Consider the following 19229-nt stretch of genomic DNA (forward strand, 5'->3'; position numbering starts at 1 on the left):
GGCCTCTCGGTCCGAAGCCAGCGCGGTGCGGTAGGGAGGTACCGATGCGTGCGCTGAAAGGAGGTCGGCGATCGTGGCAAACGGCCGTGTCAGGAGCGCCTGAGAGCTGGTCATGCGCCAGGGCTCCTCTCGCCTTTGTTGGTTGGTGGCATGCGTTCCGCGGTGCCTGTCCTCCGCGCCGCGAGCTGAGCGATGATGGAGGAATGACGAGCGCGGTCGATGCGATAGAGTCCATTGATGGCCACGGCGGCCAGCGAGACGATTGCCGCCCCAGGGCCGTAAGCCAAGGCTAGGACTATGGACATGTGATCGGTCACCTGCGCGATCGCCGGTCCATGCCCACCGGTGCCTATCGGGAAGGCGACGGCTTGGAGGACAAGCCCGGCTAGCAGTGTGCCCGCGGCCGACGCAGCCTTGTTCGCGAATGCGAAGCCGGCGAAATACAGTCCCTCCCGGCGGCTTCCAAACAGCAGTTCGTGCTCATCGGCCGCGTCGGCGAGCGCGGAGGCCGACGAGATGCCCGCCACGCCCATGAGGGCGCCTATCGTCAACGAAATAACCGTCAGGGTGATGGCCAGCGCAGCGCCTTCGAGCGGAAGCAGCCCCGCTAGCCGCAACAGGATTGGGGCGCCCTGCAGCACCAGCAATGCTGCGATGGCACCCCGAATGACGGTGCGCTTTTCGCCCCGCGCCAGAAGTGGCCCTGCGAGCGGCGCGCCCAGAAACAGACCTAGGAATAATGCGATCGTCACGGCCTGCACCTGACCCGTGCTCAACCGCCAGAAAAAGGTGTTTACGTGGAGGCCGAGCACACTGTTTATCCCAAACCCAACGAAGAAGAGCAGGGTCCCTGTGAAAAGCACCCGGAAGGATCCGCTACGGAACACCTCGGCCATATCGGCGAACACGTTGAACCTGCCTGCTACCGGATTGATGGGCGGGGCATGTTCCCGCGCGCGCGTCAACCATGCCGCACGCGAAGCGATGGAACCGCCGAGGATCACGATGGCGGAGAGCGCCAGTGCAAAGCCTGCATAGGCCTCCCGGTCAGATAGGCCCTTCGGGCCGCTGAAGAATACACCGAACCCCAGGGCAACACCGGCTATCCCGCCGGCCATGAACAGGCTCCAGCGAACCGCCATGATCTGTGATCGCTCCCGATAGTCGTCGCTCAATTCGGCACCCAGCGCTTGGTGCGGCAGCAGGAAGAGCGCTACCGAGACGCGCAGCCCAATGGAAAGGGTCGCGAACCAGACGAAAAGCCCCATCGTGCCAAGCGTATCGGGCAGCGAGAAGATGAACGTGAGCATGAGTGCGACGAGCGGCGTCGCGGCCAGCATGAACGGCAGCCGCCTGCCGAGCCTCGAATGCAGACGGTCGGAGGCAGATCCGATCAGCGGATCGGCGATGGCATCGACAACCAGACCGGCGGCGATGGCCAGCCCGGCAAGCCCCCCTGACAGGCCGCAGACGCTGGTAACATAGAACAGCAGGAAAATGTTGAGCGGGTGCAGCGCGGTACCATCGACGAGGCCACCGGCCGCATAGCCCAACTTTTGGCCGAACGGCAGGGCGCTGAGACGCGCGTTCCGATCTAACTGGACTTTCATGGTCGCCCGTCCGCTTCGCAGCGTGTGTAGCGGATCGCGAGGCGACCATCGTGGCGATCCTGGTCGTGAACGCTCCACCCGGGCGCGGCGGCCACGTCGATGTCATCGATGCGGCCGCTGATTTCCGCGCGGAATCCATCCGCGACTCGGGTCAGGGACACCGTGACCTGATCCGCGCCGGTGGGCACGACGCCTTCAGCATTGTCGAGATCGAATAGGTCGGGCGCAAAGGCGATCCGCCCAAAGCCGGGCGTTGCCGGCGAGACGCCCAGCACGTACCGTGACAGGAACCAGGTCGGCGACGCCGAAAAGCCATGGCATAGGCTGGCCCAGGGGGTCGTAGCCTCCCACAACGTCGTCGATCCTGCTTCGATGATCGGTCCGAAGCGTTTCCGGATGTTCGCCAGCGCAGTCGCTCCGCGCCCGTGTCGCGCCAGCGCGGCGGAAACGAAATGGCTGTAAAAGGTGTTGGCCATCACGGCCCCCTCCGCCTCGTCCAGCGGCGTGCCCATTGGAACGACTGGCGGTGCAGGCGTCTGCGTCACTCGACCGGGATCGGTGATCCAGTCGAAGGCGGTCGCCAGGCGCGATGCATCGGCATTGCCCCAAAGCGCCAAGGCGGCGACTCCGTGCTGCGAAATCCGCGGCAGGCGATCACCGGTGGCCGGATCGACCATGTCGACCCAGGTTCCCCGGGCCGCGTCCCAATGTTCGGTGTCCAGACGCGCGCAGATTGCCGTCGCTCTTTCGCGATAGCGGCGGGCGGCGCGGTGATTCTCCAGCGCTTCCGCCAGTCCGGCGGCTGCAGAGCACGCGCCGGCATACTGCGCGTTGAGCGCCAGGGCCTGATGATCGCGGCCCAGCCCGGCCCAGTCCATGAAGTGCCAGTATGGCATGTCAACGATCAGTCCATACGGACCGGCGACGCGATCGAACCAGTCGAGCGCCTTTTCGATCGCCGGCCAGATCGTCTCGATCGTATCGAGGTCCGCGGTCAGTTCCCAGTGGTCGGCTGCACACAGCACCCATTGCAGCGTCCAGTCGGGGATGGTCCGCGCGTCGTGGCCATGGTCGCCAGGGGCGAACATCTGGGTCAGTCCGTCAGCGCGTTGGCTTTCCGCCGCCTGGATCAGATACTTGGAATTCAGCGCTGCGGCCGATGCGCCGAAGGCTGCCCAACCGGCGAGGTTCTCGACGGTGGCATCACCCAGCCATTGGCGCTGCTCTCGGCTCGGGCAATCCTCCCATGCGTCATGCATGCATTGCTTCAGCGTGTAGGCGCCGGCCGCCCACAACTGAGTCAGCAGCGGATCGGAGCAGGAGAAGCGCCCCTGCTCCTCGACCGGATAGTGCGTTTCCACGGCGCCCAGCCAGCGCAGCGTCACCTCATCGACGGCGTCGCGGACGACGACATGCATGTAGCGGATCGCGCACCATTCGAAGCGCTGGAAGCTCTGCAACCCGGCCCTCGCGATATACCGGCAGAGATGCGCGTCGGTGCCGATGAAGGGACGCCGTTCGATTCGGGCGTCCTGCTGAACCTCCCCGAACCATTCGCCTGGCAGCCGCTCGGAGCAGGCGATCTCGATCATCTCGCCGCCCGACGCCTCGATGGTGAACGCCGGATAGCCGGAGAGGATGCGCCCAAAGTCGAGCGTGAAGGCGGTATCGATGCCGGGTTTAGTGCGGATGACCGCGACGCCCTCGCCGCCCTCTAGCAGAGTTTCGACGTCCTTCGCGACATCCGGGCCGGCGGGCACCAGCGGTTCGTCGTAGAGGCGGGTGTGAATGGGGAGGTCCGGCTGTGCTTCCTGTCCGGCCACCCAGCGAAGCGCGCGCGCGCGCACCGGTCGTTCGCACAGCGCCGGAATCCCGCGCGGGACAAGGATCGGAAAGGGGCGGACGATGGTCCCCTGATAAATTGATTCCGGCCCACCCCCACCGGTCAGGAGGGGCCGCGCCATGTCCCATTCCGCGTCATCGAAGCCTGTCTCGGCCCATCCTTCGGGCAGGCGGCGAGCGTCGAATGCCTCGATAAACCCAAGACTGTGATTTGCCTGTGGCACGTCTTGTACCCAGGCATCGCTCTGAATGCATTTCCAATCCGCGCGCGTATCCACCAGCGGACCACGCATCCAGAGTCCGCCATCGCCGAATACGGGTCGCCAAAGGCCGCGAACCTCTTCGTGGAATGCGGTATCGACGCCGTAGGTGTGGATCAGCACAGCCACCACGTTGCGCCCCAGGCGCAGGTGGGGCGTCAGTTCGTGCGTGTCGTATCGCTGTGCCAGGGGGCTGCATCGCACCGGACCGCGGCCTGTCTCGGCACCATTGACGTACAATATGTATCGACCATCCACGGTTACGTCGGTCGGCGCAGAGCGTGGTAGCTCGTCCAGATCGAACTCGTACCGGAACAGGAACCAGCGGTTGCGGCCGTCATCGCGGTGCGGAAGATCGCGCAGCGCAACGATCCAATTGGCAGCGATTGGTTGACGGGGGGTCCAGATGAATGGGGGTGCGAATAGTTTCACGCCACCATTGCCCCGCCGATGCGCCGGTCCAGCCAGTCAAGCATGTGCGCCAGCGTCGCGTCGCGCGCAACGTCGTTCAAAAGTTCGTGGCGCCCGTCGGCAACCATCAGCAGTTCCTTGTCGCTTGATGAAATCATGTTGGTGAGACGACGGCTTCCATCCGGGTCGGTCGCGCAGTCGGCGGTCCCGTGGACGACGAGTGTCGGCGCACGCCAATCGGGTAGGGCGCGCCACATCCGGTCGGCAGCGCGAACGGCGCTGTCGGCGATCCGGGCCGGCAATTTACGACGGAATATGAGGGGGTCGGCCTGATAGGCGCGCACTTCGGCCTCGATGCGCGAAAGTTCGCCGCCGTCGCCAGGTGGCGTGACCCCCGCCATCGGCAAGATTGCGGCGATCGTCCGGACGAGGAGTCGCTGCCTGGTCGGGACGTCAAAGGGGAGCGCCGGAGCGCTCAGTAGCACCCCAGCAATTCCCCCCGGTGCGGCTGCTGCACTCGCTGCGGTCACAAGACCGCCCAGCGAATGGCCAAGCAGGAAGATCGGTCGAGCAGCCGACGCGATGGCGTGACGCATCGACATGTGAACCTGGATCATCCGAAAGACGTTCGTGTCGCCCCGACGTCCCGGGGACCGCCCATGTCCTGCCAGATCGAACGCGAATACCTCGATCCCCAGCGACGTCAGGTTCGGGATTAGTCCGTTTGCATGATCGACATAGCGGCCAGCATGCTCGGCGTAGCCGTGTTGCAGCAACAGGCTCGCGCGCGGACGCGTCGCGCGCCAGCGGTACCCCGCAAGCCCATCCGGCGCGTCGAACGCTTCAGTGCCGCCGGGGCGGGTCACATCGAGTGCGCCAGATTCCGTTGCAGAAAGGCGGCGATGCGGTCCATAGCGTCGCGACCCTCGGCGATTGGGGCCGCCACAAAGCCGTGGAACATCCCAGGATATTCGATCAGTTCTGCGGCTTCCGTCATGGCGACAAGGCGGCGCGCATCCGGCAGCAGCACATCGCGGGTGCCAACGATGGCCAGGGTCGGCGGCAGGCCGGCCTGATCGCCGAACAACGGGCTGACCGAGGGTATGCTAGGCGGCTGCGTCGCGGCCCACATCTGTCCGGCGTCGCGCAACTGGGCTATCGATAGCACCGGGTCGCGGCGCTCGAGCGCAGGCTGCGACGGATCCTTCAGTGTCGCGTCGAGCCACGGGAACAGCAGAACGAGCGCGCGCGGCATCGGCAGCCCGGTATCCCGCAGCCGGTGAACCAGCGCGAGTGCCAGCCCTGCGCCAGCTGAATCGCCCATGATAATCGCATCGTCGGCACCCGCCTCCTCGACCAGGGCCAACCACGCGCGTTCTACGCAGGCCAGTCCGGCCGTGACATTGGCTTCGGGAGCCAGCGGATAGATCGGGAGCACGGCCTCAGCACCAGTTCGCTCGATCACGCCCGCGATGATCGTCCACTGCAGTGCCATCAGATCAAAGACATACGCGCCGCCATGAATGTACAGAATGCGGGTGCGCCTGCCGCCCTGCCGCGTTGCCAAACGCAACCTTCTGTCGCCGCCCTGCCAGGTATCCGCATAGGCGTAGCGCTTCTGCAGCTTCGCGGATGGAAGGGCAGGACCGGTGGCGCGGTCGGCGGCGATCCGTTGCCTGAACGTTTCGCGGCCCGACCTCTTCCGGACGAGCAGCGGCACGATGACGCGCGCTGCCAACCACCCTCCGAGGCTGGGCCGGCGCCGTGCCGTTGTCGTTCTCGCTCCAGCCATTGTCCGGATCCGTCCGCCAATCAGTGCCGGTAGCGCAGCGTCAAGCCATACACGCGCGGCTCGTTGACGAATACCGACAGACTGCCATTGCCCCCGGCTGTGCCGATGCCCGTTAGATAATAGTTTTCCTTGGTGAGGTTCCGGCCCCAGACCTGAAGGCCAAGACCGCTGCTGAGGGCAAGTTCCACACTTGCGTTAAGCACGTTGGTAGTCGGATTTCGGAAGGCTTCGCTAAGTTGGACGTCGGTATAATAGCCGGTCGCATGGCGCAGGTTTACGTTGCCGATGAGTCGCACTCCGTCGTTGAGCGGCTGATCAAGCCCAATGCCTGCAACCAGTGTCCAGCGCGGGGCGTTGGCGGGCGTTCGACCCGTCAGGTTCTGCGTGCCGGTACCGCCGGCCGGCGCGGGCGCGCCGGGAAAGCTTAGATACTCGGCATCCAGGTAGCTGACGTTGCCGGTGAACGTGATCGGCCGGACCGGACGGAACGTGACATCCGCCTCGAAGCCCCGCGAACGCACCTTCGCGGCATTCAGCGTGACGAACGAAGCGGTCGCCGTGTTGAACGACTGGACTTGCTGATCCCGCACGGTCTGTGAATAAACGGCAAGGTTCGTGGACAGCCGTCCGTCGAGCGCCCGCAGCTTCAGGCCTGCCTCATATGCATCGGTGGTCTCGGGTTCGACTGAAGGGCTGGCGATGGTCGTCGGCAGCGTGAGGAGCAGGTTGGTCCCGCCCGACTTGAAGCCCCGCGCGTAACGCAAATAGAGATTCACGTTGCTGCTCGGCTGATATGCGACGATGCCGGTTCCCATCAGCGCATCGTCGTCGCGGCTGTCGGACCCGGCGAACGAGAAGGTACCGGGTGCCACTGTGACAACGGTATCTTTGCTTTCCTTGAGGTAGCGAAGGCCGCCGGTCACACGCAGCTGGTCGGTAATGTTGGCGGTCATCTGACCGAATGCGGCACCACTCCTTGTCTTCCCGCGGCCGATGGAGTTGAAGAAGGTGATCGTCGTTGCGATCGGCTTGATCGTGGCTAGCAGCAGGTTCCGATCCTCTATCACCTGGTCGAAGTAATAGGCGCCGGCGATGAACTCGATTGCGCCGCCCGGCCGGTTCTGTACCCGCAGTTCGACGGAGTTCTCTTTGATGTCCGTTGACGGCTTTGACTGTAGGTTGACTACCGCGGAGTTGCTTCCGTCCACGTCGAGGTCGATGTTGGATTCGAACCGGCGGGTCGCGCCGATCAACGTGAACGTCAAGGCACCCGCATCCTGGTCGATCTGTGCCGAAACTCCCTTGTCCGTCGCCTTCTCGACCGAACGGTTATCCTGTGTCGTCACCCGGTCGAACGGGCGATAGAAAGTTCCGGTAATGGCGGCGCTGCTGGGTGAGGTGCCCCGGGTTCCCGGCGTGGGCGGCGTGGATCCGAGCAGACCTCCACGCACGTTGAACTGGAACGGGGGTGTCGCAGCCTCATCCGCCACGAAGAGCTGCTGATATGCACAGCAGCGGTCATTAATCTGCGAATAGTCGCCGATCAGGCGAATGCGCGTGGTGTCGCCGGGAGTCCAGTACAACTGTGCGCGAAAGCTCTGGCGATCGCGACCGTTGACGTTGCCGCGCGGGAGGTTGGGAGCCTTGATGAAACCGTCGCGATAATTCTCGGCGGCCGATACCCGCAGCGCTAGCGTATCGGAGACGATCGGGATACTGGCGGACAGTCGCGCCTGCACTGTGTCGTAATTGCCGTAGGTAGCCTCAGCTCCGACCCTGAGCTCGTTGAGGTCCGGTAGGGCCGTTGAGATGTTGATGGCGCCCGCGGCGTTGTTGCGTCCGAACAGGGTGCTTTGGGGTCCCCGCAGTATCTCGACGCGTTCGATGTCGAGGAGGTCTTGCAGCGCGGCGCCGGGGCGTCCGCGGAACACACCATCGATGTAGACGCCGACCGATTGCTCGAACCCGCGATCGGTGACTGCCGTGCCGATTCCGCGGACCGTGAAGACGCCGGCGCTGGGATTGGACGACTGGGTGACCAGCAGGCTGGGGCTGAGGTCCTGCACGCTCGCCAGGCTGGTGATCTTGGCGGCTTCCAACTGAGCGCCGGTCAGCACGCCGACCGATGCCGGCACCTGCAGTAGGGACTCGCTGCGGCGCTGTGCGGTTACGATAATGTCAGTCGTGCCGTCGGCCGGACCTGCGGCGTCGGTTCCAGGCGCTTGACCGCCTGATGGAGGTGCCGTGCCAGGCCTGTCCTGTGCGTGGGCCGATGCTGCCGCGAGAATCAGTGCGATCGCGGTCAACGAAGGAATGGAAGCAGCCCGAGCCATCAGTGTCTCCTCTCGATAGTGGCGTTTGTTCGCCTGCGGTCGCGTTCGCGCCGTCTGTCCGCCCGGATATATCGCCACAGAAACTGGTTGGCTAGCCAGTTTGTTATCCACTTGTTCGCGAGGCACTGCATGCCTTCATCAACGTGCCGTAGCTGGGAGGCTACCGGAGGCTCCGCTCCGGATCATGGCCATGCCTCCGGCTTCGCCAAATTGGACCAGGTTGAGATCACATCCATGCACCAAGATCACGACATCGGGCCCCGTCATCGTCAAGACTCGTTCAGTCTACCGATCCAGACGAACCGCCGAGTCGGGCTGGCAGACCTTGCAATGCGCCCGCTGCATCCGTTCGGCGTTCCGAATCAATGAGCATCAATGTTCCTGGCACAATATCGCGCGCACCCGCAGCTCCTGCATTTCGATTGTGGTAACCGAGATCGGCAGGTCTGGTGCTTCTGCCCAGAGTAGCTTTGCCGCTTTCGGATGAACATGAAGCAACAACGGCATTGCCTTTGCGTTGTTCGGCAACTCGCTGCTGAGAAACTATTAGCCCACGGCGCAAGGTAAAAGTGATCCGCTCGATCTAGGCAGAATGCCTGACGTGACCGGGTCCTCTTCGTGCCCGTGCACAAGATGCAGAGCAGCTAGGACCATATTTGCAAGGCGAGCAGACAGCTCGACGGGCAACTCCACATTCTTTCGGCGAGATCGGTCGGAAAGCCGATGCGGAATGCACGGTTCATTCGGGCATCGTTATGAGCAACGGCGTGCTTCACGGCGCGACCTTGAAAGGCCATCCGATCCGCTGCGTCCATCAGTCAATCAGCGTGTTGTCCAGCGGACGCATCGTTGCTGCTGAGAATAGTCCGTCCTTCCGGATCGGAGCGGCGTCCCAGGTGGCCGACCCCGTAGCCTATGTCGGGGCAGGCTCGACCGACCGGGCAGCTTGCCGCCCTCGACCTGTGCATCTGGTAGTGCGCGATGGGAATCGCCACTGGCCTTATGCGGACAGTGCTTAAGCTGACATTTCGAGCAAGAGCGGCGCGCGGCGTACGGCCCCCCATACTCGGCGGCCGCAATGATGTTCGGTTGAGGTGTTGGACCCGTGCGGACTCTTTGCAAGATCACTGCATTGTCCAGATATGGTCCGGTGTAACTCCGGTGAAATTGCCTCATATTCTGTGTTCGTTCTGAGTTAGTTCTAGAACCTAGACGGAAGAAAATGGCGGAAATCCGTGCATTCGGTGAGTAGGCTCTGTGTTGACATCGCAGGGGTCGCAAGTTCAATCCTTGCCACGCCCACCATCTTCGAAAACCCGCCAGCTCAACGAGTTGGCGGGTTTTTTCGTTTGGCGCAGTTCGGGTCGCTGGATGCGACGGGCCGAGGATCGAACATTCGGGAGGTCCGTTGAGCGAGCGGGCGGGGCTTCGACAGGAGAGAAGCCATGAACGAGCGCGATCGGGACCGTAATCCCGGGAAGCAGCAGAACCAGCAGCGCAACCAGGGCATGGAGCGCCAGCAGGGCCAGCAAAACCAACAGCAGGACCGCAGTCCGGGTGGCCAGCAGAACCAGCAGCGCAACCAGGAAATGGAGCGTCAGCAGGGTCAGCAGAACCAGAACCAGCGCCGCGAGGATGACGACCAGCTCGGCGAGAATGCCGATCAGGGCAACCGCGCGAGCGACCGCGACGACGACAGCGGCCAGCAGGACCGGTGATTCGGTTAGGAGGGGGCTTCGGCCCCCTCTTTTTCAGTCGCCATAAGGGCCGGACACGTCGCCGGCATAGTCGCTGAAGCGGGTGATGTTGGGCTCGAACTTGAGCGTCACCTTGCCCGTCGCGCCGTGACGCTGCTTGGCGATGATCAGTTCGGCGAGACCGAACACGCGCTCCATGTCGAGCGCCCATTTCGCATGATCCTCGAACGTCTTGGGATCGTCGCCCTCGCGCGGCCGCTTGGGTTCGCGCGCGGCGACATAATAATCCTCGCGGAACACGAACCACACCATGTCGGCGTCCTGCTCGATCGAGCCCGATTCGCGCAGGTCCGACAGCATCGGTCTTTTGTCTTCGCGCGATTCGACGGCGCGGCTGAGCTGCGAGAGCGCGATGACGGGGACGTTGATGTCCTTGGCGAGCGTCTTGAGGCCGCGGCTGATCTCCGAAATTTCCTGCACGCGATTGCCGTCGCGGTTGTTGCCGCTGCCCTGCAACAGCTGGAGATAATCGACGACGACGAGGCCGAGTTCGCCATCCTGCTTCGACTGGAGCCGGCGCACGCGGCTGTGCAGCGCGCTGATCGTCAGGCCGGCGGTATCGTCGATATAGAGCGGCAATTGTTCGAGATCGGCGGCGGCGGCGGCGAGCTGGCCGAACTCGGCCTTGCTGATATTGCCCATGCGCAACGCTTCGGATGCGATCTTCGACTGCTCCGACAGGATACGCATCGCCAGCTGGTCGGCCGACATTTCGAGGCTGAAGAAGGCGACCTTGGCGCCGATCGATTCCTTGGGGCTGATGCCGAGCCGGATATCGTCCATCAGCCGCCGCGCGGCATTGTAGGCGATGTTGGTGGCGAGCGAGGTCTTGCCCATGCCCGGACGGCCGGCGAGGATGATGAGGTCGCTGTGATGCAGGCCACCGATCCGGCCATTGACCGAATCGAAGCCGGTGGTGACGCCCGCGACGCCGCCGCCCGCGCTCTGCGCGCGCTTGGCCATTTCGAGTGCGATCTTGGTCGCTTCATTGAACGACTTGACGGTGTTGGCGGTGCCGCCGTCCGCTGCGACCTTGAACAGCGCCTCTTCCGCGCGGTCGATCTGTTCGCGCGGATTGACGTCCTCGCTGGTGTCGAGCGCCTTTTCGACCATGTCGCGGCCGACCACGACGAGCTCGCGCAGCAGCGCGAGGTCATAAATCTGCCGCGCGAACTGGCGCGCGCCGATCAGCCCGGCGCCCGATCCGGTGAGCTGGGCGAGATAGGCGGGGCCGCCGAGGCTCGCCATGCCCTCGTCCTTCTCGAACAGCGGCTTGAGCGTCACCGGCGTCGCCAGCATGTCGCTCTTGCGCAGCGTCTTGATCGCCTTGAAGATGCGGCCATGGACCGGCTCGAAGAAATGCTGGTCCTGAATCACCTCGACCATGTCGTCGGCGAGCCGGTTGTCGATCATCATCGCGCCGAGCAGCGCGGCCTCCGCCTCGACATTCTGCGGCAGGCGTGGGGCGGCGTCCGCCGGGGCGGCCAGAGAGACCGGGTTCATCGATGCAAGCGTGGCCATGCGCGCCTTGTCCCACTCCCGGCCCTCGCGCTCAACCCATGCGGCGCTGTTTATAATGTGGACGAGCGCAGCCTATGCCCCGTAATGCAACGCCATGGCCGATCCCCGGATCATCGACGTCACGCTGGACGAGCGCACGATCATCTGGCGCTCGGCGGATATCGAGCAGGAACGGCGAATCGCGATCTTCGACCTGATCGAAGAGAACAGCTTCGCACCTGCTCGCGACTATCCCGACGGCTATGCCGGGCCATATCGCATCGCGCTGACGGTGCAGGAGGGGCGGCTCGGGCTGGAGATCAAGCGCGAGGACGACAGTCATCTCGAAACGCTGATCCTCGGGCTCGCGCGCTTCCGGCGGCCGATCAAGGACTATTTCGCGATCTGCGACAGCTATTTCCAGGCGATCCGCAACGCGACCCCGCAAGCGATCGAGACGATCGACATGGCGCGGCGCGGCATTCATGACGAGGCTGCGCGGCTGCTGATGGAGCGGCTGGAGGGCAAGATCGCGATCGATTTCGCCACGGCGCGGCGGCTGTTCACGCTGATCTGCGTGCTGCACATCAAGGCATGAGGGTGGTGCGGACCATCGCTTGGCTGGCGCTCGCCGCCGGCATCGCCGCGGGCGGCGTGTGGTGGTTCGCGGGCCGCTGGGCGCCATCGCGCGCCGACTATGCGGTGCAGGGGATCGATGTGTCGGATGCCAATGGCGCGGTCGACTGGGCGATGGTCAAGGCGCGCGACGTCGATTTCGCCTATGCCCGCGCCACTGCGGCGGCGGCCACGCGCGACGCGCGCTTCCCGGGCCATTGGGCGGCGATCGCCGAGGCCGGGATTCGGCGCGGCGCGATCCATGTCTTCTCGCTGTGCGCGGTCGCGGCCGACCAGGCCGGCGCGTTCGTCGCGACGGTGCCGCGCGATCCCGACGCGCTGCCCGCCGCGATCGACCTCGATTTCCATGATGATTGCCCGGCGCGGCCTGATCGGCAGGTCGTGCTGGACGAGGTGCGCCAGCTCGCCGCGACGATCGAGACGCATAGCGGCAAGCCAGTGGTGCTGCGCGTCTCACCCGAATTCGAGGCGGAATATCGCGTGAGCGAGGCGATCCCGCGTCCGCTGTGGAGCGTGGGTAATTTCTTCGCCCCCGACTATGCCACGCGGCCGTGGCGGATGTGGCGGAGCAGCAACCTGCGCCGCGTCGACGGGATCGACCGGCCGGTCAACTGGAATGTGGTGGCGCCATGAGCATCGAAACCGACGAGACCGCCCGCAAGCTGATCGCCGCTGCGCGCGAGGCGGCGCGGAATGCGCATGCGCCCTATTCCAACTTCGCGGTTGGCGCGGCGCTGCTGCTGACGGATGGCAGCGTGGTGACCGGCGCCAATTTCGAGAATGCGAGCTACGGCCTGTCGCTCTGCGCCGAGACGGTGGCGACGGCGCGCGCCAGTGCCGAGGGACGGCTGCGCGACGTGGTGGCGGTCGGCATCATCGGCGGGATGATGGCGGGCGGCGTGGCGCAGGGCAGCGACCCGATCCGGCCGTGCGGCCGCTGCCGGCAAGTGCTCAACGAGGCGGCACAGATGGGCGGCCGCGACCTCACCGTCTATTGCGCCGGGGCGGAGGGCGAGGCGTATGAGACGCATCGCCTGTCCGAACTGCTACCGCATGCGTTCGGGCCGGGCGATCTCGGGATCGGCGCATGACTTGCGGCTGGGGTCAGCCCTCGCCTAGACCGTCGCGATGAGCATTCTTTCCGACCGCTGGATTCGCGAGCAGGCCCAGAATCACGGCATGATCGAGCCGTTCGTCGAAGCGCAGCGGCGCGAGGGGTGCATCAGCTACGGCCTGTCCTCCTATGGCTATGACGCGCGCGTGTCGGACGAGTTCAAGATCTTCACCAATATCGACAGCGCGGTGGTCGATCCCAAGGACTTCGCCGCGAACAGCTTCGTCGACCGGCAGACCGACGTGTGCATCATCCCGCCCAACAGCTTCGCGCTGGCGCGGACGGTCGAATATTTCCGGGTGCCGCGCGATGTGCTGGTGATCTGCTTGGGCAAATCGACCTATGCGCGCTGCGGGATCATCGTCAACGTCACGCCGCTCGAACCCGAATGGGAGGGGCATGTGACGCTCGAATTCTCGAACACGACGCCGCTGCCCGCGAAAATCTATGCCAATGAGGGGGCGTGCCAGTTCCTGTTCCTCAAGGGGAACGAACCCTGCGAAGTCAGCTATGCCGACCGGGCCGGCAAATATATGGGGCAGCGCGGGGTCACGCTGCCGAGGTTGTGAGGACCGAGGTTGTCAGTGCGGCACGGGCGGCCCCAGCCGCCCGCAGACCAGCTTTAACGCGCCGCCATCTGCGCGGCGTCGAGCTGGCGGATGCCGCGCCCTGCGATCAGGTGAGACGGCGCGATCTGGCCATCGACCACGTCCATCGCCACCGGCTGGAGCGCGAGCACGCGGTTGTAGAGCGCGCGCGCCTCGCTGACGCGGCCGGTCTTGGCGTAGATCGCGGCGAGGTTGAGCAGGATCTCGGGCTTGTTCGGGAACACCCGCGCCTCGGCCAGCAGCTTGCGCTCGGCGGCGGCATAGTCGCCGCGCTGGATCGTCGCATGCGCGTAAGGTCCCTCGACGCGCTCGGCCTGCGCCGCCGGGATCAGCGCCAGCGGCGCGGCGAGAACCAGTGAAGCGATAGCGACACGCACGACATCTTCTCCCGTTTATTACAATTCGATGACAGCAGAGTGTCACTTATGTTTCATGCACGCAAATGCGAATGTTGCACTTTGATGACATCGTAAAACGCAGCGGCCGAGTGCGCCGCGTGCATGTCTTGAGTTGTGGGCGCTCGCTCGGGCTGCGTTCAGGCAACAAAAAAGGGGCGGCCGAAGCCGCCCCTTTGTCGCGCAAATCCTGAAAAGACTGGCCTGGAAAGACCGGGATCAGAAGTCGGCGCGATACTGCTCGTTGCCGACGAAGCCGAGCTTCGTCACCGCCGACCGCTTGATCGTCGCGAGCACGTTGTCGACGACTTCGTAGCGTGCCTGCGGATCGGGCTGGAAGTGCAGCTCCGGTTCCGGGCTGATCTGGACGCTGGCGTCCAGATACTGGCGCAACGTCACCTGATTGACCTGGCTGCCGTTCCAATAGATGCGGCCCGCCGGGTCGATCGTGATCTTGTTCTTCTGCGGCTCCACCGGCGGCGGGGCCTGCGGATTTGCATTCTGGGGAAGATCGACCTTCACCGCGTGGGACTGGATCGGAATGGTGATGATGAACATGATGAGGAGAACGAGCATGACGTCGATCAACGGCGTCGTGTTCATTTCCATCATCGGCTCGCCATCGTCCTTGCCGCCGCTCATTGCCATGATGTGTTACTCCTGAACTGCGGGCTTATTGCGCGGATGCCGTGCCGGGGGGCGGCTCGGAGATGAACCCGACCTTCACGAAGCCGGCGGTCTGCATCGTGTAGATGACAGCGCCGATGCACCGGTAAGGCGTGTTGACGTCGCCGCGGATATGGACTTCGGGAATGTCGTCCGGGGTGATGTTGGTGCCCAGCCGGTCGACCACCGCCTTGAGCTTGTCCGCGCCGCGCTGCAGCAGGTCCTGACTCGCGATCGGTGCCGTGTTCCAATAGACCTGGCACTTGCCGTCCGCGCCGGTGACCGAGAGCGCGATGTTCTCGGGCTTGGTCGTGGTCGGCTCGAAGCGTACCTTGGGCAGCTCCAGGTCGACCGTCTGAATCACGACGGGAATCGCGATCAGAAAGATGATGAGGAGCACCAGCATCACGTCCACGAGGGGCGTGGTGTTGATGTCCGAAAGCGGGGTGTCTGCGCCGCCGCCGCCCGTGCTAATCGCCATCGGTTATTCCTATTCAAGCATCCTCCACCCCTGTCTGGGGTGGGATGGCCGGGCGCCCTGACGAGCGCCCGGCCAATCATCTTCAGGCCTTCGGCGCGGTCGGCACGCCACCGGTCTGGCCGGCGGTCGTGGTGCCGGTCACCGGCGGCTTGGCCGGTGCCTTCGCACCCTTCACTTCGGGACGCACGCGGCCGTCCGAAGCGAGGAAGCCGAGCACGTCGGTCGAGAACGCGCTGAGATGCTCGGCGATCGCCTTGTTGCGGCGCTGCAGGAAGTTGTAGGCGAGCACGGCCGGCACGGCGACGACGAGGCCGAGCGCGGTCATGATGAGCGCCTCACCGACCGGACCGGCGACCGCGTCGATCGACGCCTGACCTGCCGCACCGATCTTGATCAGTGCGCGATAGATGCCGACCACGGTACCGAACAGGCCGATGAACGGCGCGGTCGCACCGCAGGTCGCGAGGAACGCCAGGCCGCCGTTGAGCGACGAGTTGATCGACGCTTCCGAGCGTGCGAGCGAACCGTGCAGCCAGTCATGCGCCTCGACCGGATCCTTCAGCAGGGCATACTGCTCCTGCGCCGCGATGCCGTCGTCGACGATCTGGCGATAGGCCGAGTTCTTCTCGAGCTTCGCAGCGCCTTCGCGCAGGCTGTTCGAATTCCAGAAGGTCGCGCGGACGCGCTTGCCCTGGTTGATGATCTTCTGCTGCTCGAACAGCTTGGTGAACAGGATGTAGAGCGAGAAGAACAGGAACAGGGTCAGGATCGCGAAGGTCGACTGCGCGATGATGCCGCCTTCCTTGAGTGCCGGGCCGAGGCCGTAGGGGTTTTCGCCGGCTGGAGCGGCCGCCGCTGCGGCGAGAAGGGTGGTGAGCATGTTTCGGTCTTTCCTCTATCTAAATCGTCATGGTCTGCCGGCCCCGGGGGCGGGGCACCGGCGCTGATCGTTATTGCGGGATCTTCCAGGTGAATCGGCTCGCGAACACCGCGGCGATCTTGTTCCCGTTCTCGTCCTCGGCCGGATTGAACCGTGCGCGCCGCTGAAGCAGGCGGCAGGCGGTCTGGTCGAGCAGTGAGGAGCCGGACGAGGAGGTGACCGAACAGGCGGTCACGCGTCCATCGGGTCCGACGTCGAGACGGAAGCCCGTCGTGCCCGCATCACCCGAGCGCAGTGCGGCAGGCGGATAGTCATCGTCGGTCACCCAGCTCTGCGGCGAGCCGCGCGGGGTGAGCTTCTTGGCTATCTTGGGCGGGGCCGGCGGCGGCGGCGGCGGCGCGGGAGGCGCAGGAGGCGCAGGCGGCTGGCTCGGCGGGATCACCGTGGTGGTCGGAATGTTCACCGGCGGCGACGGGACCTGCACGAGCGGCTTCTGCACGACCACGGTGGTGGGCGGCGGAGGAACCGGCGTGTCGGGCGGCGGCGGCGGGACTTCCTCGGGCGGGGGCGGCGGCTCTTCGATGTCGAAGACGTCCATCTTCTCCGCTTGCTTCTTGATATATTGGTAAGCGAGACCGGTCACGAATGCGTAACCCGTTACGGCGAGAATCACCGCGACGATAACGATCGCAACGACGCGACTGCCACCTACATCACGATCTGCGTAGGCCATTCAGCAACTTAACTCCTTCATTCGGCCGCGCCGTTGCCCGGCACTCTGGCATCTTTATCGGCGTGGCTCGACCGGGCGGGCGGGGGGAACACCCAGAATCCGGCAGAGGCGGCGAGTCCTATCGCGGCGACTTGCGTGACGCAAACGCTTTGTCGGACGCAATAAACGTATAATCGGCGCATGGCAGAAATATTTCTGTATGGTTCATGCTGCTTCGAATACCCTGCGGCGCATGTTCAATCATCCGGTTGCGCGCCCGTCCTTGGCGCTTTGTGTTGTATTTGCCGCGATTTCCCCAGCGATGTTGATGCCAGCGCAGGCACAGATCGTTGCCGAAACCGGGGTGGTCGTGCCATCCTATGTCTCGGTCGCCGACCTCATCCTGGCGGCGCCGGTGGTGCTCGACGCGCGGATTCGCAGCAGCGCGCGAATCAAGGGGCCTGAGGCAGCGAACGCCGCGCCCGGCCATGCGCGCTTCTATATCGAGGCGGATGTGCTGGCGCTGATTCGAGCCGCGGCGCCGATGCCGGCGCGGGTCGGCTATGTCGTCGACGTGCCGCTCGATGCGCGCGGCCGTGTCCCCAAATTGAACAAGCAGCGTGTGCTGCTGTTCGTCCGGCCGGTGGCAGGGCAGCCGGCGATGGTCCAGCTGCCGCGGCTCGATGCCCAACGGACCTGGACACCGGAGCTCGATGCGCTGGTCCGGCGGATCGTGCGCGAGGTGGTCGATCCGGCCGCGCCGCCCGCGGTGGCGGGGCTGGGCAACGCCTTCCATGTCCCCGGCACGCTGCCCGGCGAAGGCGAGACGCAGATTTTCGTGCAGACCGCGACCGGCGCACCGATCTCGCTGTCGATCCTGCGCCGGCCGGGCGAGCAGCGCCGCTGGGCGGTGGCGCTGGGCGAGATCGTCGACGATGCCGCCGCCCCGCCGCCGCGCGACACGTTATTGTGGTATCGCCTCGCCTGCGGTCTGCCGCGCGCGTTGCCCGCGTCGAGCCTCGCCGAGCAGGATCCCGCCACCGCGGCGATCGCGCGCGAGGACTATGCGTTCGTGCTGGCGCAGCTGGGAAGCTGCAACCGGTAATCTACTTCCGGTGACGCACCATCGTGATGCCGATCTTCTCGTCGGCCTCGGCGATGGCGAGCTTGACGATCTCGACCTGCACGCGCCGCACGCGCGGATCGCCGAGGAACAGCGTCTCGGCAATATGGTCGGCGACGCCTTCGATCAGCGTGAAATGCACGCCCTGGGGCAGCGCGCTGCTCGCGGCGTGCTTGAGGTCGAGATAGCTTTTCGATTCGCTGAGCAGCGTGTCCGGTGCGAAACGCTCGGGCGGGATCATGTCGACGGTGATCGAGATGCGCAGCGGCTGGGGCAGGTGAGTCTCTTCCGAATAGACGCCGGTAAGGACCTGGACCTCGAAATCGCGAACCTGAAGCTGGAGAAGATCGTGCAACGGAAAACCCCGCGGGAGTGAAGCCGCGCCCATAGCAGAACGCAGCGCCACGGAAAGCCTGTCAGGCCGTGGCGCTGGGCCGCGCCGCTGCCGCTTCATGCCAGCGTGCGAGCTGGGTCAGCCCCTCCGGCGGCACGAGCTTCGCCGCGCGCGCGAAATCGAGCGTCACCAGCGCGGTGATATCCGCGAAACTATAGCCGCCGCCCGCGATCCATTCGCGGTCGGCCAGCCGCCGGTCGAGCGCCTGGGTGAACCCCTCCCACATGATCGCGCCACGTGCGGCGAGCTCGGGTATCTGCGTGATGGTGAGCGCCGCGTCGGGAATCGCGCGGTCCTTGAACGCCGGCGCGGTGTTGCGCAGCACATAGACCGCGGCGGCATAGCCATCGCCCTCGATCCGGCGGGTCCAGCTTTCGATCCGGCCGATCTCGAGCGGAGTCGCGCCGAACAGCGGCGGATCGGGGTGCAGCGCGTCGAAATAACGGCAGATCGCCGCCGATTCGCATAGCACCTCGCCGTCATCGAGCTCGAGCGCCGGAACCGCGCCGCGCGGGTTGATGCGCAGATAGTCGTCGGTCAGATGCGCGCCGGTGCGCAGGTCGATCACCTCGCGCGGGACCTCGATCCCCTTTTCCGCGAGGAAGATGCGCACGCGGCGCGGGCTCGGCGCCCAGGGCGCGTCATAGAGCTTCAAGGGACGTCCTCCCGATTCAGCTTTGCCTCGGCACCATCGGGGGCTAAACGCGCGCGCCCC

Annotated in this window: 19 protein-coding genes; 6 read left to right on the forward strand and 13 right to left on the reverse strand. The window is 65.0% G+C overall.

All coding sequences use genetic code 11. From position 1 onward, the window contains the following. Positions 1–110: 110 nt before the first annotated feature. The 5 genes from M9978_RS17680 to M9978_RS17700 all read right to left on the reverse strand — a co-directional run bounded on the left by M9978_RS17680 (position 111) and on the right by M9978_RS17700 (position 8248). Positions 111–1610: an MFS transporter gene (locus M9978_RS17680; protein WP_254295520.1), complete on the reverse strand. Its 1500-nt coding sequence runs from the start codon at positions 1608–1610 to the stop codon at positions 111–113. Then, a complete protein-coding gene (locus M9978_RS23455) occupies positions 1607–4144 on the reverse strand; it encodes an alpha-L-rhamnosidase-related protein (protein WP_254295521.1) in 2538 nt (845 codons plus the stop codon). The genes M9978_RS17680 and M9978_RS23455 overlap by 4 nt, the downstream gene beginning before the upstream one ends. Continuing rightward, on the reverse strand, positions 4141–4989 hold the full coding sequence (locus tag M9978_RS17690) for an alpha/beta fold hydrolase (protein WP_254295522.1): 849 nt from the start codon (positions 4987–4989) through the stop codon (positions 4141–4143). The genes M9978_RS23455 and M9978_RS17690 overlap by 4 nt, the downstream gene beginning before the upstream one ends. After that, a complete protein-coding gene (locus M9978_RS17695) occupies positions 4986–5861 on the reverse strand; it encodes an alpha/beta hydrolase (RefSeq protein WP_254295524.1) in 876 nt (291 codons plus the stop codon). Before M9978_RS17695 ends, M9978_RS17690 begins: the two co-directional genes overlap by 4 nt. Before the next feature lie 74 nt (positions 5862–5935). Beyond that, positions 5936–8248 (reverse strand): TonB-dependent receptor, encoded by a 2313-nt coding sequence (locus tag M9978_RS17700; RefSeq protein WP_254295526.1) that lies wholly within the window; start codon positions 8246–8248, stop codon positions 5936–5938. Between the two features lie 1445 nt (positions 8249–9693). Between M9978_RS17700 and M9978_RS17705 the strand changes: the two genes are divergently transcribed. Beyond that, complete coding sequence (locus M9978_RS17705; protein ID WP_254295528.1) at positions 9694–9966, forward strand: hypothetical protein; 273 nt, start codon at positions 9694–9696, stop codon at positions 9964–9966. Between the two features lie 33 nt (positions 9967–9999). Here M9978_RS17705 and M9978_RS17710 read toward each other — a convergent pair whose 3' ends face one another. Then, a complete protein-coding gene (locus M9978_RS17710) occupies positions 10000–11526 on the reverse strand; it encodes a replicative DNA helicase (protein ID WP_254295530.1) in 1527 nt (508 codons plus the stop codon). A 94-nt stretch (positions 11527–11620) separates the two neighbouring features. On the opposite strand from M9978_RS17710, the gene M9978_RS17715 reads away from it, so the two are divergent. From M9978_RS17715 to dcd, 4 genes are read left to right on the forward strand one after another with little or no spacing between them, the layout of a single operon-like run. Next, positions 11621–12103 (forward strand): UPF0262 family protein, encoded by a 483-nt coding sequence (locus M9978_RS17715; protein ID WP_254295532.1) that lies wholly within the window; start codon positions 11621–11623, stop codon positions 12101–12103. 5 nt (positions 12104–12108) lie between these two features. Continuing rightward, on the forward strand, positions 12109–12774 hold the full coding sequence (locus M9978_RS17720) for a GH25 family lysozyme (RefSeq protein ID WP_254295534.1): 666 nt from the start codon (positions 12109–12111) through the stop codon (positions 12772–12774). Then, positions 12771–13232, forward strand: coding sequence for a cytidine deaminase (locus tag M9978_RS17725; RefSeq protein WP_367305127.1), 462 nt, complete (start codon positions 12771–12773; stop codon positions 13230–13232). The genes M9978_RS17720 and M9978_RS17725 overlap by 4 nt, the downstream gene beginning before the upstream one ends. A gap of 37 nt (positions 13233–13269) precedes the next feature. Then, complete coding sequence (gene dcd, locus M9978_RS17730; RefSeq protein ID WP_254295536.1) at positions 13270–13824, forward strand: dCTP deaminase; 555 nt, start codon at positions 13270–13272, stop codon at positions 13822–13824. Between the two features lie 53 nt (positions 13825–13877). On the opposite strand, the gene M9978_RS17735 is transcribed toward dcd, so the two are convergent. From M9978_RS17735 to M9978_RS17755, 5 genes are all read right to left on the reverse strand, one after another. Then, complete coding sequence (locus M9978_RS17735; protein WP_254295538.1) at positions 13878–14240, reverse strand: tetratricopeptide repeat protein; 363 nt, start codon at positions 14238–14240, stop codon at positions 13878–13880. A gap of 237 nt (positions 14241–14477) precedes the next feature. Then, a complete protein-coding gene (locus M9978_RS17740) occupies positions 14478–14906 on the reverse strand; it encodes an ExbD/TolR family protein (RefSeq protein WP_254295540.1) in 429 nt (142 codons plus the stop codon). Positions 14907–14931: 25 nt separating this feature from the next. Then, complete coding sequence (locus M9978_RS17745) at positions 14932–15405, reverse strand: ExbD/TolR family protein (protein WP_254295542.1); 474 nt, start codon at positions 15403–15405, stop codon at positions 14932–14934. Positions 15406–15487: 82 nt separating this feature from the next. Next, positions 15488–16285: a MotA/TolQ/ExbB proton channel family protein gene (locus M9978_RS17750; RefSeq protein WP_254295544.1), complete on the reverse strand. Its 798-nt coding sequence runs from the start codon at positions 16283–16285 to the stop codon at positions 15488–15490. A 70-nt stretch (positions 16286–16355) separates the two neighbouring features. After that, the gene (locus tag M9978_RS17755) at positions 16356–17018 is read right to left on the reverse strand and encodes a TonB family protein (RefSeq protein ID WP_254295546.1); all 663 of its coding nucleotides are present in this window, start codon (positions 17016–17018) and stop codon (positions 16356–16358) included. Between the two features lie 301 nt (positions 17019–17319). Between M9978_RS17755 and M9978_RS17760 the strand changes: the two genes are divergently transcribed. Further along, a complete protein-coding gene (locus M9978_RS17760; RefSeq protein ID WP_367305128.1) occupies positions 17320–18102 on the forward strand; it encodes a hypothetical protein in 783 nt (260 codons plus the stop codon). Position 18103: 1 nt separating this feature from the next. Here M9978_RS17760 and M9978_RS17765 read toward each other — a convergent pair whose 3' ends face one another. Beyond that, positions 18104–18475 carry a dihydroneopterin aldolase gene (locus M9978_RS17765; RefSeq protein ID WP_254295548.1) on the reverse strand — a complete coding sequence of 124 codons (372 nt, stop codon included), beginning with the start codon at positions 18473–18475 and terminating at the stop codon, positions 18104–18106. A gap of 61 nt (positions 18476–18536) precedes the next feature. Next, positions 18537–19169: a glutathione S-transferase family protein gene (locus M9978_RS17770; protein WP_254295550.1), complete on the reverse strand. Its 633-nt coding sequence runs from the start codon at positions 19167–19169 to the stop codon at positions 18537–18539. Positions 19170–19229: the final 60 nt, after the last annotated feature.

The organism is Sphingomonas tagetis (genome assembly GCF_024211275.1).
GTDB lineage: Bacteria > Pseudomonadota > Alphaproteobacteria > Sphingomonadales > Sphingomonadaceae > Sphingomonas > Sphingomonas tagetis.

What these genes read in the sequence shown, in the direction of transcription:
- M9978_RS17680 (WP_254295520.1), bottom strand. Translation starts at nt 1,610, where the DNA reads ATGAAAGTCCAGTTAGATCGGAACGCGCGTCTCAGCGCCCTGCCGTTC.
- M9978_RS17750 (WP_254295544.1), bottom strand. Translation starts at nt 16,285, where the DNA reads ATGCTCACCACCCTTCTCGCCGCAGCGGCGGCCGCTCCAGCCGGCGAA.
- M9978_RS17710 (WP_254295530.1), bottom strand. Translation starts at nt 11,526, where the DNA reads ATGGCCACGCTTGCATCGATGAACCCGGTCTCTCTGGCCGCCCCGGCG.
- M9978_RS17740 (WP_254295540.1), bottom strand. Translation starts at nt 14,906, where the DNA reads ATGGCAATGAGCGGCGGCAAGGACGATGGCGAGCCGATGATGGAAATG.
- M9978_RS17745 (WP_254295542.1), bottom strand. Translation starts at nt 15,405, where the DNA reads ATGGCGATTAGCACGGGCGGCGGCGGCGCAGACACCCCGCTTTCGGAC.
- M9978_RS17700 (WP_254295526.1), bottom strand. Translation starts at nt 8,248, where the DNA reads ATGGCTCGGGCTGCTTCCATTCCTTCGTTGACCGCGATCGCACTGATT.
- M9978_RS17755 (WP_254295546.1), bottom strand. Translation starts at nt 17,018, where the DNA reads ATGGCCTACGCAGATCGTGATGTAGGTGGCAGTCGCGTCGTTGCGATC.
- M9978_RS17705 (WP_254295528.1), top strand. Translation starts at nt 9,694, where the DNA reads ATGAACGAGCGCGATCGGGACCGTAATCCCGGGAAGCAGCAGAACCAG.
- M9978_RS17760 (WP_367305128.1), top strand. Translation starts at nt 17,320, where the DNA reads ATGTTGATGCCAGCGCAGGCACAGATCGTTGCCGAAACCGGGGTGGTC.
- M9978_RS17725 (WP_367305127.1), top strand. Translation starts at nt 12,771, where the DNA reads ATGAGCATCGAAACCGACGAGACCGCCCGCAAGCTGATCGCCGCTGCG.
- dcd (WP_254295536.1), top strand. Translation starts at nt 13,270, where the DNA reads ATGAGCATTCTTTCCGACCGCTGGATTCGCGAGCAGGCCCAGAATCAC.
- M9978_RS17715 (WP_254295532.1), top strand. Translation starts at nt 11,621, where the DNA reads ATGGCCGATCCCCGGATCATCGACGTCACGCTGGACGAGCGCACGATC.